We start from the raw sequence: 13524 nt of genomic DNA, 5'->3' as shown, positions 1-13524 counted from the left end.
ATGATTTGGAAGGATGAGTCAGTTTGAAAACAAATAAAACAGCACGTTTAGTTCAAGATAAAATAAGGCATCAAATCGAACTTGGGATTTTAAAACCGGGAAGTCGTATTATTGAAACAGATATTGCAACCGAATTTAAGGTAAGTCGATCTCCAGTCAGAGCAGCTTGTGATTTGTTAGTAGAAGAAGGGATCTTAACCAAAATTCCTTATCGTGGATTAATCGTCAATTTACCTAAGATAACAGAAAAAGAGTTTGTGGATAGACTGGATGTTTTTGAGTTATTGATGATTCAATATTTTTTCTATTTAGAAAGGCAATTAATTGAGCTTCCTGTTTCTACGATAGATGAGCAATTTGAAGTCCTAAAAGAAGTGAAACAATCAGGGGACATAACTGATATCATAAAACGAGAATTATTATTTTTCCAAGTCATAGTATCAAGTCATAAAAATATCTACTATCAAAAATTATTAACAACGTTATTAGATGAGTTATTAAACTCAGATCCGTTATTCTATAGACAAGATAGTGACCGTCTTTCTTTAGTATATTTTAATTATTTTACAGATATTTGGGAAAGTTTGAAGAGAAAAGATTATCCTAAAGCAAGGCGAGATGTCCGCTTGTTTATCAATGATGCTAAATTAAATGTTTTAGACCAACAAGAAATTATGGCAAAGTATCGTAATTAAGAGTAAATAAGATTATAATGGAAGTATATTAAAGGAGGGATTTAAGCTATGAATTATTTGAATTTAGGTGGAAACTCAGACTTAAAAGTATCACAAGTGGCATTAGGCTGTATGAGAATGACAAGTTTAAATGAAAAAGAAGCAACCTCATTATTAGAAACAACTGTATCAGAAGGGATTAATTTTTTTGATCATGCAGATATATATGGTGGAGGAGAGTGCGAAACACTTTTTGGGAAGGCATTAAAAGCTAGCTCAATAAATCGTGATTCTATCTTTGTTCAATCGAAATGTGGAATTAGAGAAGGGTCATTTGATTTTTCAAAAGAACACATTATTAACGCAGTTGATGGAAGTCTAGCTCGTTTAGGAGTTGACTACTTAGATGTTTTAGCACTTCATAGACCAGATACATTGGTTGAACCAGAAGAAGTTGCGGCAGCATTTGATTACTTGGAACAAAGTGGGAAAGTTCGTCATTTTGGCGTTAGCAATCAAAAACCAATGCAAATTGAGTTATTAAAAAAATCAGTGAAACAACCCTTATTAGTGAATCAATTACAGTTCGGTGTGAAAGCATCAGGCCTAGTTGATCAAGGATTCAATGTTAACATGAAAAATGAAGCAAGTTTTGAACATGATGGTAGTGTTTTAGATTACTCTCGTTTACATGATATGACGATTCAAGCGTGGTCACCTTACCAATATGGTTTCTTTGAGGGTGTTTTCTTAGGCAATGATAAATTCCCTAAGTTAAATGCGACAATAGATAAAATTGCAGCCAAATATGGTGTCACAAATACTGGTATTGCGACAGCGTGGATTTCAAGACATCCAGCTAATATGCAAACTATTTTAGGGACAATGAAAGAAAGTCGCGTAAAAGAAGTGGCACTTGCTTCGGATATTGTTCTGACTCGTGAAGAATGGTATGAAATTTATCGTGCTGCTGGAAATGTCTTACCATAATGACTTGACCTGAGACGGGTTTCATATTCTATAGTTAACCTATCAAGAGGTAGGAGAGTGTTCAACTATGGAAGGAACGGTCTTTATAGGGAGTTTAGAAAGTAGCTTTAAACCTTATAAGACAACTTGTGCTTACCAGCCAGGTTGTTTTATTTTTTTTAATGTAAATAGAAAAATATGGATTTCTGATATAGAGCAAGTGGTGGTGACAATGAGAATTATTCAATTTAATTATCAAGGTGAGAAATATTGTCTAGCTTCTCAAGGTAATGGAGTGTTTGAACCATTAAAACTTCATTTAGAAGAAGCGTTAAAGAAATCGATCGTTTAAGAGAGGTGAGAGAATGGCTACGATAAGAGATGTTGCAGCACTATCAGGGTATTCAGTATCGACAGTTTCAAGGGTATTGAATAATCATCCTTATGTTTCAGATGAAAAAAGAGCGCGTGTAAAAAAAGCGATGGCTGAGCTAAATTATATTCCTAATAACCAAGCTCGTATTTTAAGTTCTGGACAATCGTTTAGTGTTGGATTAGTTGTTCCAAATACAACTAACCCATGTTTCGCTCAAATAATAAGTGGGTGTTTATCTGCAGCAGGAGAGTTAGGGTACCGTGTGACAATCTTACAAACAGATTTTGTCGAAGAAAAAGAACGTGAGTATCTTCAACAATTATTATCGAAGGAGTATGATGGACTTATTGTTAGTTCACATGCTATACCTCTAGGTGAAATCGCATCTGCTGCTAAAATGGCGCCGATTATTTGCTGTGAAAATCCAAAAGATGTCGATATTTCTGCCGTATATAGTTACAGAGATGATGCATATAACGAGTTGTTTGAAACATTAAAAAAAGAAGAGCATCATTCAATTGGTCTTGTCTTAAGTCGAACGGAAAATGAAAGTCCTAGTATGAATGCTATTGTTCAAGCTTATATTAGCCGATATGGTGATATAAAAGAGGACTATGTTTATCGTGAGGCTATGACTTATCAAGATGGAAGCTTAGCTGCCGACTATTTTAAGTTAAGTTCTAATTTACCGACAGTTATTATTTGTAATGATGATGAAGTTGCTGCAGGATTAGCAAGTGGATTTACTGAAGAAATATCACCTTTAATTATTGGACAGGGAGATAGCTTGATTAGTAAAATAACTAATTTATCAACAATTAACCATCATTATGATCAAGTTGGATATGAGAGTTTTAAAAAATTATTTAGTGAAAAAAGAGAAAAAATTGAATTTAAAAGTGATGTCATTTGGCGTTAAAAAGCTTCTCTTATAGCAGAAGCTTTTTTTATTTGGTTATTTTGTGTTATGATAGATTTATTTTATAAATAGTATAGGTATCTAGCATGTGAGAGCATTGGATTGGTAACCTCTTGGAGGATGAAAGTAATGAGTATATTAACAATTGAAGAATTGAATTATGAACTGCCAGATAAAGTGTTATATCAAGATAGTTCGTTGACGTTAAATGCAGGTGAGCATATCGGTTTAACAGGTAAAAATGGTGCTGGAAAAAGTACTTTAATAAAAATATTGATAGATGAAGTCTTACCAGATTCAGGTAAGATAACATGGCAAAATAATATAAAAATTGGTTATTTAGAGCAATATTTAAAAATAGAAGAAGAACAATCGATACGTAATTTTTTAAAATCAGCTTTTGCAGATTTATATAAATTAGAGCAGGAAATACAAGAGCATTATGATCAGTACGCCATTGATTTTTCAGACGAAAGTCTTGCTAAAGCAGGAGAAAAACAGGCGACTCTTGAACAAAAAGGATTTTATGAGATTGAACAACAAATTGAAAGAATGGCGTTTGGTTTGGGGATTACAGCAATCGGACTAGATAAAAAGTTAGTTGAATTAAGTGGTGGGCAACGTTCGAAAGTTTTTCTAGCCAAACTATTATTAGAAGAGCCAGATGTTTTACTTTTAGATGAGCCTACAAACTACCTGGATGATAGCCATGTTCAGTGGTTGAGTGAGTTTTTATCAGAGTTTGAAGGAGCCTACTTAGTTATTTCTCATGATGCTCATTTCTTAGATAGTATCACTACTTATATTGCCGATATTGAGTTTGGTAAAATCAAAAAATATCCGGGTAATCTTAATAAAGCACTAAAACTGAAAGAGATAGCAAATGAAAATTATTTAAAAGAGTTTCATGCTCAGCAAGAAAAGATTAATAAGTTAGAAAGTTATATCAGAAAGAATAAAGCAGGTTCTCGTTCGACAATTGCTAAAAGTCGTGAAAAACAACTGAATAAAATTGATCGGATTGTAGCACCAGAAAAAATTGTAACATCTACGTTTAACTTCCCTTACAAACCTACTTTGGTTAATTATATTGTTGAAACAACGGATTTAGGAATTGGGTATAAGGAAGAACTGTTGCCACGTTTAAATCTCATTATTCAACGCGGAGAAAAAGTAGCGATAAATGGATTTAATGGGATTGGGAAATCAACCTTACTTAAGACACTAATGGGAGAGATACCAGCGTTAAATGGTGAAGCAAAGTTAGCCGATGGAACAGATGTGAGTTATTTTTCACAGGAGCTGATTTGGGAGAGTGACCGTATGAGTCCATTTGATGTTGTCAGACAAGCTTATCCTGATTTAGTGGATAAAGAGGTTCGACAATTTTTAGCTCGTGCAGGTATTCAGGATGATAACGTTAAGAAATCTCTTAAATATTTGAGTGGCGGGGAACAAACGAAGGTTAAATTGAGTTTGATGACAGTGGATTCTAGTAACGTTTTGATATTAGATGAACCAACCAATCACTTAGATAAAGAAACTAAACGAGCTTTAAGAAAAGCTATTTCTACATACGAAGGAACAGTGTTACTTGTTTCTCATGAAAAAGAATTTTATACGCCGTTTATTGATCGAGTGATTAATATAGAAGACTTAACATAAAATTTCTTATCTAACTAGGAGTAGAGCTACAGAATAGTACTAAAAATAATCAGATTGAATTCCTCATTTATGAATTTAATCTGATTATTTTTTATTATAAGTTAAAGAGTTAGAGACAAATTCACAAATTATGCTTACCAAAACACCTAAATTGTATATGTTTTTTTTTTTTTTGGTACAATAAAAATTTTAAAAAAAATATATCTTAACAAAATGTTAAGATGATTTATGAAGTTAAATTACAAAAAATTAAATATATGGAGGAATTATATTATGACGAAAAAATCAATCGTTAGTAAAAGTGTTAAGTATTTAATGCTAGCATCAATTTTAGGAACTACGGGGATCAGCTTAATGGTTGGATCTTCAGCAGACGCTTCTCAATTAAGCCCTGTTGTAACACAAGAATTAAAAGCAAGTGAAAAAATTCAAAACTCAGCAATCACTTATGTAGATGCTGATGGTTATATGCAAGTAATGCCTATTGAAGAAGGCGCGGTTGTTTCTTTATCAGGTACAAAAAAAGCAATCACTGTTAAAGTTGGTAAAGAAAAAACTAAAATTGAAGGTGCTAAAGAAGTAATTTTCAAGGGAATTACAATTGCTAAAAAATCACACTTACATTTAACTACAAGTATCGAAAAAATTAAATTAGATAACGTTAAAACTGAAAAAGGTTTTGAGATTAAAGATTTACCAAATTTAGATACGTTCTTAGTTAAAGATTCAAGCTTTGGTTCTGAATCTGCTTATTCAATGAAAGTTCATGGAAATGATAAATTAACAAGCTATATCATTGATAATACTAAATTTGAAGATAATTTTTATATCCATCACAATGATGAATTAGAAGTTTCTTACATTTCAAATTCTGTATTTGACAAAAATGTTCGACAAGAAGATAACAAAGAAGGTTACTATACTCAGTTCGTAGGAAATACTTTCGTACGTGATGGTAGACACGAAGATTCAATCAGTTCTGGTGGAAAATCAGAAAAAGATATCTTCTTTATTAATGAACATAAAGAAATCGAAATGGGTGCAACACGTTACAATGCTGAAAAAGAAGGAAAAATTAAATATATTTTACCAGATGGCGAAAAACAAAAATATGTTGTTCCAGTAGGTGTCGATGTAGAAACAGTTGTAGATAAAAAAGATACTGTTATTATTACATTAACAAATGGTGAAGTTTTAACGTTACAATCACCAAAATCATTAACGTTTAAAAATGTGAATATTACAAAACGTATCTCTTTCCAAAATAAAAAATTAAAATTAGAAAATCTAGCATTCAATGATTGTAAAACAGCAACTATTGATATTGCACATGTACATTCATTAAAAACAGCACAATTCTTCTACACACATGTTGGAAATGGTCATAATGCACATGTAAATATTCATGATAATGATGGTATGGAAATGTTTGTTGTTCAAGATTCAGTTGTTGATGCTAAATTACGTTTAGATGACAGTGAAAAATTAACAAAATATGTTTTGAACAATGTTTTGGTCCCAGGATATATGAATGCTGATGATTTAGGAGAAACTGTTTTAGAAATTAGTAACTCTAAATTTGATCACAAAATCTATAGCAGTCAAACTATTGGTGGAGAAGCTGGTAGAATGAATACAGGTGATGAGCCAGTCTTAACATCTGAAGATAGTGCTAAATTTGACCCATTTGTTGAGTTAACAAGGGAAGAATTAATGTCTAAATTTAATATTTTAGCAATGGACGATGATGATGGTGATATTACTAAAAATGTAACATTTGAAGGGCTTGAAAATGTTGATATTTATACAGATGGAACATATGAAATAACAATTGTTATTTCAGACTCTGATCAAAATATTGTTAAGAAAAATGTCCAGTTAGTTATAGGATACTAAAAAAAACGCTAGTTATTTAAGGCTTTTGTCAATAAGTCTTGATAGACTTAGCTTATAAAGAAACTATGCGAGAAAGGTTATTCTTTCTCGCATAGTTTTTTGTTATCTTATTTCTATTAGTTGATTCATCATAAATAGTCTTAATTTCATATACTCAAATATTTTTACCCCATATGATACGAGTATTAGAGTTTTTGTATGTGTTTAGGTTCTATATTTCCATTCGAATAAGAATAAACCATCGGAGTTCTAATGTCTACATCATAGCAGTAAGGTCATTTTTTGAGATTCATAATAATTAAGTAGATGATCAATCATTATTTCTTCCGCTCACAAATTCTAAAATTTTAAGATAATTACATGTTTTGTTAGTTGAAGATAGTAGTATTCATATTAGAGTAACCGTTAGAGCACTTATTAAAAGATTAAAAGGTAGTTTTTCATACTTTTAAGTACACTGTCTAAAGGGTCTAATAGAAACGCAGTAAAGCTTATTGGCCAAGCGTATAAAAACTTTCTCGTAAAGTGAATCAATAATTTAAAAACTCGCTTTTCCAGAGTGTGAGTATCTTTTTAAATGAAGTAAGTTTAGTATGAATAATTAAGGTATTTCTATTTTTAATTCTAGCGTAAAATGATTAAAATAGAGTTTAATTTATTGAACTGTTTTTTATTTTCTGATATAAAAAAACCAGTTGGTCATATGACTAACTGGTTTTTCATTTATTCGTAAACTAATATTTTATACTAAAGATTCAAAACTAGAAAATGAGACAATTAATCGGTTGTTCAGTTCTTCGCTACGTTCTGCATCAATTGCTTCAGTCTGACTGACAATAACAAGTGCTGAAGATTCGTAAAGCTTTTCGACTGCTCCTTGGAACTGTTTTTTTAGGATAGGACTTGTACATACATATGTTGAGCCTACTTCAATAGCATCTGCTTTCATTTCAAATCACCTACACTTTTATCTTCATTGATTTAATAGTATCATAGTACGATATTTTGATGTGTTTAGCAACCATTATTTTAATTAAATAACATTAAATAGACGTATTCGCTCTGAAAAAAAATAAATACATTAATCTTACATACATCTAAACACGAACATTATGTTAGGAACTTATCTAAAAAGATAAGAAAAAGTTGGATTTTAGTTAGAAGTGTCGTATATTATAGAGGTGGTCAGCTGTTAATTGCAAAAGCTGATTAAAAATGTGTCTTTAAAAGGGGAAATAAAAATGGAAATTTTTGATTACGAAGATATTCAGTTAGTACCTAGAAAATGTATTGTTACAAGTAGAAAAGAGTGTGATACAACAATAAAGTTTGGTTCACATATATTTAAAATGCCTATAGTACCTGCAAATATGCAGACTATCATAGATGAGTCGCTAGCAGAATGGTTAGCAGAAAATGGTTATTTTTACGTGATGCACCGTTTTGAACCAGGAAAAAGAATTTCATTCATTGAAAAAATGGCTCAAAAAAAATTAATTTCATCGATTAGTGTCGGTGTAAAAACAGAAGAATATGAGTTTATAGATGACTTAGCAACAAAAGGATTAAACCCAGATTATATTACTATTGATATCGCACATGGTCATTCTGAAAGTGTGATTGAAATGGTTAAACATATTAAAGAGAAACTACCTGAAACATTTGTGATTGCTGGTAACGTTGGGACGCCAGAAGCTGTTATTGATTTAGAGCAAGCAGGTGCGGATGCTACAAAAGTAGGGATTGGACCTGGTAAGGTTTGTATTACAAAAATCAAAACAGGTTTTGGAACAGGTGGCTGGCAATTAGCAGCTCTTAAACAGTGTAGTGAAGTCGCGACTAAACCGCTTATTGCTGATGGTGGTATCAGAACTAATGGAGATATTGCTAAATCATTACGTTTTGGAGCGGATATGATAATGATTGGCTCATTATTCGCAGGTCATAAGGAATCTCCAGGAGATTTGATTGAAGTCGATGGTAAGTTAATGAAAGAATATTTTGGTAGTGCATCTGAATATCAAAAAGGGGAACATCAAAATGTTGAAGGTAAAAGAATGTTAATGCCTTATAAAGGGAATTTGGAAGATACACTTATTGAGATGGAACAAGATTTACAATCTTCTATTTCATATGCAGGTGGGACATCAATTCAAGCAATCAAAGAAGTTGATTATGTTATTTTGAAAAATTCGATTTATAATGGTGATCGCTAATTTTTAATAAAAAGGATAACTATGCTTGCATAGTTATCCTTTTTTGTTTAAAAAATAACATATATTAAAAAAAACTGATATTTTTATACTATTTTATAGTATTATAGAGAGTAGAGATTAAATCGTGAGAAGTTGACGAGAAAGGAGTAATACTGTGTTTTGTGAAGATTGTGAAGAGGAACTAAAAGAAACCGATAAGGTCTGTCAAGTTTGTGGTAAAAAAGTGAAGCAGCCTATCGATAAAAAGAAGTATTTAATGGCTCTAGCTCTAGTCACTTTAGTTGGTGGTACAGCAACAGCTGGTGTAGTAGCATATAAAAATAATCAAAAAGATTCAGGAAGTGTTTCGACAACAGAAACTAGTGGAAGTAAAGGCGGTATCATGTTAGAAGAGGCTGATGAAACGGAAGAAACTTCTAAGGATAAAGATAAGCCTAAAACTGATGACAAATCTAAAGACAAAGATAAGCCTAAAACTGATGACAAATCTAAAGACAAAGATAAGCCTAAAACCGATGACAAATCTAAAGACAAAGATAAGCCTAAAACCGATGACAAATCTAAAAACAAAGATAAATCTAAGGGCGAGGACAAATCTAAAGACAAAGATAAGTCTAAAGACGAGGATAAATTTAAAGACAAAGATAAATCTAAGGGCGAGGACAAGGCTAAAGACAAAGATAAATCTGTTGGTATATCACCAGGATCTTCAGGTCAAAATACTTCAAACTTACTTGATGATGGAACAGAGGAGATTGCTAATCCAGAAGTGAGATCAGCTCTAGATACACAATTAAAAAATGTTTATGGTACTAATTCTTATTATTTCCAAGATATAAGTGTTCAACAAGCTTTTGAAACAAATGATCAAAAACAGTTGGCTGCAGGAATGATTAATTTATACATTATGCAAATGCTATTTGATAAAGTAGAACAAGGTAAAATGGAACTATCGGGCAGCTATAAACTAACGTCTAAAGATAAAACAAGTGGTACTGGTGTATTGAAAGATATGTCAGATGGTACTAGTTTAACAAACGAAAAATTAGTTGAGTATATGCTGGTCGATAGTGATAATACAGCAACGAACGTTTTAATCAACCGTTTAGGTGGGCTTGGTGAAATAGAGAAATTTATCCAATCTAAAGGCTATTCAAATACCCATATTAATCGTAAAATGGCCGATATGGGAGCAATAAGTCAAGGAAAAGAAAATTACACGTCTGTAAAAGATACTGGAAATTTACTTTCTAAATTGTATAAGCATGATCTAGTTTCTAAAGAGATGGATGACAAGATGCTTGCCATTCTTTCTAAAACTAAAGATAAAGCCAAACTAAGAAAAGATTTACCAAAAGATGTAACAGTTTATAGTAATTCAGGTCAATTTAGTAATTACGGTGTTATCAATGATGCAATGATTGTAAAAACAAAAGATAAAACATTTGTATTAGTTGTTTTAATGCAAAATGGAGATCAATATACTCAGGTCTCGAATATGAATACAATAGGTTCCAAAGTATATAATTTAATGACTGGTAAATAAAAAACACTGAGAAGCGCTAACTTCTCAGTGTTTTTTTATTAATTATAACGATGTTTTCTTGTAGAATGATTGAGTTAATTTTTTCAATGAAGGGTAAATCAGCGTTACGATAATGACAGTTGAGATTGTATTAACAAGTGTAGCAGGTAGTGATCCGATTGCGCTAACCAGTGCTGTTTTAAAATTAGTTGTCATAATGAAAGATATGCCCAAATTTTTTAGAAATGTCATAATGATTTTAGCCACCCCAGCACCTGCTGCAGTTAGGGTAATCGTTAAGATGCTTTCATTTTTAGTTTTCAGGACATTGAAAATAAGAATAGCAACACCACCTACGATAAAACTTTCAACAAAGAAATAAGGTGCTTCTAAAGGGAAACCATTTAAAAGGTCAAAAATTGCAAATCCCATTCCGCCTGCTAGGGCTCCTTTTTTATAGCCCAGTAATAACACTGCTAGGAGAAGCACACTATTTCCTAAGTGGATGAAAGGTGCTCCGAAAGCACTAGGTACAGGTATTCTAATCATGGTACCGATAATAGTAAGTGTAGCGAAAAGTGCAATAAGCACGATATCATTTGTTGCGATTGTTTTTTTAGTTTGAGAGGTCATTTATTAATTTTTCTCCTTTTTGAGTCTTAGTTCAGCTTGATTATAGGCACCATGCCACACATGTCCTAGGAATGGATTGATTTCTAGGCCGTTTTTAATAGCAGCCGCAACGAATTTTTTTGCTAACAGAACGGAGTCTTTGACAGATAAACCGTTACCTAATCCCGCAGTGATGGCAGCTGCAAAAGTACAACCGGCACCGTGATTATAATCTGTCTCAAATTTTTCATTCTCTAATAAAAGAAATTCGTTTCCATCATAAAATAAATCAATAGCTTTATCAGATTTTAAACGTTTGCCACCCTTTATCACGACAGTTTTAGGACCAAGTTCAAGAATGTTACGTGCGGCTTTCTTCATGTCATCAAGAGTTGTTAACTCTCCTAATCCTGATAAAATGCCAGCCTCGATTAGATTAGGTGTAGTAATAGTTGCAACAGGCAGAAGTAACTCTTTCATTAGCGCAACATTTTCTGGTTGTAATAATTCGCTCGTCCCTTTACATGCCATAACAGGATCGACAACAACATTTTCCTGGTTATATGTATCAATATATTTTCTAGCAAGACGAATAGTTTCGAGTTCACCGAGCATTCCGGTTTTCAGTGCCTGAAGAGGTGCCCCAGCATAAACTGTTTTTAGTTGCTTATCGACGAGTTCAGCAGATAAAGAAGTTACTGTATGTGACCAATTCTCGTCAGCATTCATCGTGACAAAACTAGTGATTGTTGAAAAACCAAAAGTTCCGTATTCTTGAAATGTTTTTAAATCAGCTTGGATGCCCGCACCACCACTTGAGTCGGATCCAGCTATAGTTAAAATTTTAGGTATCATAATAAGTTAACCCCCATTTAGTTTGTTGTCATAATAATAAATGATATACTCTTTTATAGAAACATCCAATTGGGTTATCTTTAGGTCATCCACTTTAAAGGGAGGTTTATAAAATGTGGCAATTAAAGAAAGAAAAAAATAAACCAGTTTATCAGCAGATTGTAGAGCTTATTCTAGGGTATATTGACCAAGGGAGGTTGCTTCCTGGTGAAAAGATACCATCTGAAAGGAAATTAGCCGAATTATTAACTGTTAACAGAACAACAATTGTCCATGCTTTAGATGAGTTGGTATCCATGGGAGTCATCGTAAGAAAACGAGGAAGTGGTACAGTCATAAATGATGGGAAATGGGGCGTTTACCGTGGGAGTACAATTGATTGGCGTCATTATTTATCTAAAGGTAACACGATAAAAACGCATGAGTATAATAAAAAAGCTCATAGGATATTAGCAAATCGAGTGGAAGTACTGGATGTGTATTCTGGTGACTTGCCGTTAGGATTAGTACCGGAACTAGATTTACCGACAATTTCATGGAAAGAATTTTTAAATGAAGAAAAAAAACAGGATAGTTATGGCTACTTTCCACTGCGCCAATTGATTGTTGAACGTCTTAATGAAACGAATAAACTATCTTTAGATGTTCCTAATTTGATGTTAACACCTGGTGCACAACAAGCGTTATTATTATTAGTCCAAGTGTTATTAAATAATGGGGATGCTTTGGCTATAGAAGAGCCTTCATCTTTTTATCAGTTGTTTATTTTCCAAGCAGCAGGAATTAGAGTTTATGGGATTCCAGTTGATAAAGAAGGGATGAGGGTAGACGTACTTGAAGAAAAGATATTGAAAAATCGGATAAAAATGGTGTTAGTTAATCCAAATTATCAAAATCCGACGGGAACGACTATGAGTCTTAAGCGTAGAAAAGAGTTGATAAGCATATGTCGCAAATACCAACTTCCAATAGTGGAAGATGATGTATTCGGTGAGCTATACTTTGATGAAGAGTCACGACCACCATTATTAAAAAAAATGGATCCGGAAAATGTTATTTATATTGGGTCATTCTCTAAAATTCTTGGTGCGACGACCAAAATAGGGTGGCTTAGTGGTCCTGTAAAAGTAATTGAAAAGGTAGCAAAAATTAGGTCAGACTTAGACTTAAATATGAGCATATTTCCTCAAGTGTTGGCGTATAATGCTTTGGAAAATAAAACCTATGAATCCCAGATGTCAGATTTGAGACTAGTATTATTTGAAAAGATGACTGATTTAACTGTTAGGCTTGATGAAAAGTTAAAGGATGAGGTCAGTTATTATGTCCCTGAGGGAGGTTGTTATTTATGGTTAACCTTTAAGAATGTAAAAATAACAACAACTGACTATGATCTTCTTTTAACACAAGGGGTAATAGTGACACCGGGCTTTGTTTTAGGAGCAGGACCTCAGAGTTTGCGTATTAATTTCTCGAGGCTTATACCCGAACAGTCTGTTATTTTGGTAGACGTTTTGACAGAAATGATTCGGAAAAAAATAGCAAGTAATTAGGATATTGTTTGACAGAATTAAAAGTAAGGGCTACACTGTATGTGAATCAAGAATAAAGATACAATCTGTTAGGTGAGGCTCCTATATTGGAAATACGCTGCTGCTCAAAAATGTCGAGAGACGCCAATGAGTCAACTGGAATTGTCGAACAAGGCTCTTCCTAATGTAGCTGACGAGGTATTCGTCTAAGCCATATAGTGCTAAAACTCGACGATGAGATTTGGTATTTGCTTGTAGGCTTATTTAAGTTTATTTCTGCATGCA

12 protein-coding genes and 1 riboswitch are annotated in these 13524 nt (G+C 32.7%); of the genes, 9 read left to right on the top strand and 3 right to left on the bottom strand.

The window, feature by feature from the left end:
- Window positions 1–23: 23 nt before the first annotated feature.
- From CBF31_RS05430 to CBF31_RS05405, 6 genes are all read left to right on the top strand, one after another.
- A complete protein-coding gene (locus CBF31_RS05430) occupies window positions 24–695 on the top strand; it encodes a GntR family transcriptional regulator (RefSeq protein WP_126831378.1) in 672 nt (223 codons plus the stop codon).
- 48 nt (window positions 696–743) lie between these two features.
- Complete coding sequence (locus tag CBF31_RS05425; RefSeq protein WP_126831377.1) at window positions 744–1664, top strand: aldo/keto reductase; 921 nt, start codon at window positions 744–746, stop codon at window positions 1662–1664.
- 67 nt (window positions 1665–1731) lie between these two features.
- Entirely contained in the window at window positions 1732–1995 is a 264-nt protein-coding gene (locus tag CBF31_RS05420; protein WP_126831376.1) for a hypothetical protein, read from the top strand.
- 13 nt (window positions 1996–2008) lie between these two features.
- On the top strand, window positions 2009–2938 hold the full coding sequence (locus CBF31_RS05415; RefSeq protein WP_126831375.1) for a LacI family DNA-binding transcriptional regulator: 930 nt from the start codon (window positions 2009–2011) through the stop codon (window positions 2936–2938).
- Between the two features lie 129 nt (window positions 2939–3067).
- The gene (locus CBF31_RS05410) at window positions 3068–4603 is read left to right on the top strand and encodes an ABC-F family ATP-binding cassette domain-containing protein (RefSeq protein WP_126831374.1); all 1536 of its coding nucleotides are present in this window, start codon (window positions 3068–3070) and stop codon (window positions 4601–4603) included.
- Window positions 4604–4876: 273 nt separating this feature from the next.
- Window positions 4877–6499 (top strand): DUF5011/hyalin repeat domain-containing protein, encoded by a 1623-nt coding sequence (locus CBF31_RS05405; protein WP_126831373.1) that lies wholly within the window; start codon window positions 4877–4879, stop codon window positions 6497–6499.
- A gap of 742 nt (window positions 6500–7241) precedes the next feature.
- Here CBF31_RS05405 and CBF31_RS05400 read toward each other — a convergent pair.
- A complete protein-coding gene (locus tag CBF31_RS05400) occupies window positions 7242–7448 on the bottom strand; it encodes a hypothetical protein (RefSeq protein WP_126831372.1) in 207 nt (68 codons plus the stop codon).
- Between the two features lie 292 nt (window positions 7449–7740).
- Here CBF31_RS05400 and CBF31_RS05395 point away from each other — a divergent pair, with 292 nt between their 5' ends.
- On the top strand, window positions 7741–8715 hold the full coding sequence (locus CBF31_RS05395) for a GMP reductase (RefSeq protein WP_126831371.1): 975 nt from the start codon (window positions 7741–7743) through the stop codon (window positions 8713–8715).
- A 154-nt stretch (window positions 8716–8869) separates the two neighbouring features.
- Window positions 8870–10261, top strand: coding sequence for a serine hydrolase (locus CBF31_RS05390; protein WP_126831370.1), 1392 nt, complete (start codon window positions 8870–8872; stop codon window positions 10259–10261).
- A gap of 42 nt (window positions 10262–10303) precedes the next feature.
- On the opposite strand, the gene CBF31_RS05385 is transcribed toward CBF31_RS05390, so the two are convergent.
- A complete protein-coding gene (locus CBF31_RS05385) occupies window positions 10304–10873 on the bottom strand; it encodes an ECF transporter S component (protein ID WP_126831369.1) in 570 nt (189 codons plus the stop codon).
- A 3-nt stretch (window positions 10874–10876) separates the two neighbouring features.
- Window positions 10877–11707, bottom strand: coding sequence for a bifunctional hydroxymethylpyrimidine kinase/phosphomethylpyrimidine kinase (thiD, locus tag CBF31_RS05380; RefSeq protein WP_126831368.1), 831 nt, complete (start codon window positions 11705–11707; stop codon window positions 10877–10879).
- A 113-nt stretch (window positions 11708–11820) separates the two neighbouring features.
- Between thiD and CBF31_RS05375 the strand changes: the two genes are divergently transcribed.
- On the top strand, window positions 11821–13260 hold the full coding sequence (locus CBF31_RS05375) for an aminotransferase-like domain-containing protein (protein WP_126831367.1): 1440 nt from the start codon (window positions 11821–11823) through the stop codon (window positions 13258–13260).
- A gap of 57 nt (window positions 13261–13317) precedes the next feature.
- A riboswitch (M-box (ykoK) riboswitch) is annotated at window positions 13318–13486 on the top strand.
- Window positions 13487–13524 lie beyond the last annotated feature (38 nt).

Source organism: Vagococcus fessus (assembly GCF_003987565.1).
Classification (GTDB): Bacteria; Bacillota; Bacilli; order Lactobacillales; family Vagococcaceae; genus Vagococcus_D; species Vagococcus_D fessus.
The sequence above is the reverse complement of the archived record's forward strand: the minus strand, read 5'-3'. Positions and strand labels throughout refer to the sequence as shown.

Bases quoted from the DNA above. Each gene is read 5' to 3' on its own strand.
- CBF31_RS05425 (WP_126831377.1), top strand. From the start codon at position 744: ATGAATTATTTGAATTTAGGTGGAAACTCAGACTTAAAAGTATCACAA.
- CBF31_RS05420 (WP_126831376.1), top strand. From the start codon at position 1,732: ATGGAAGGAACGGTCTTTATAGGGAGTTTAGAAAGTAGCTTTAAACCT.
- CBF31_RS05415 (WP_126831375.1), top strand. From the start codon at position 2,009: ATGGCTACGATAAGAGATGTTGCAGCACTATCAGGGTATTCAGTATCG.
- CBF31_RS05410 (WP_126831374.1), top strand. From the start codon at position 3,068: ATGAGTATATTAACAATTGAAGAATTGAATTATGAACTGCCAGATAAA.
- CBF31_RS05405 (WP_126831373.1), top strand. From the start codon at position 4,877: ATGACGAAAAAATCAATCGTTAGTAAAAGTGTTAAGTATTTAATGCTA.
- CBF31_RS05400 (WP_126831372.1), bottom strand. From the start codon at position 7,448: ATGAAAGCAGATGCTATTGAAGTAGGCTCAACATATGTATGTACAAGT.
- CBF31_RS05395 (WP_126831371.1), top strand. From the start codon at position 7,741: ATGGAAATTTTTGATTACGAAGATATTCAGTTAGTACCTAGAAAATGT.
- CBF31_RS05385 (WP_126831369.1), bottom strand. From the start codon at position 10,873: ATGACCTCTCAAACTAAAAAAACAATCGCAACAAATGATATCGTGCTT.
- thiD (WP_126831368.1), bottom strand. From the start codon at position 11,707: ATGATACCTAAAATTTTAACTATAGCTGGATCCGACTCAAGTGGTGGT.
- CBF31_RS05375 (WP_126831367.1), top strand. From the start codon at position 11,821: ATGTGGCAATTAAAGAAAGAAAAAAATAAACCAGTTTATCAGCAGATT.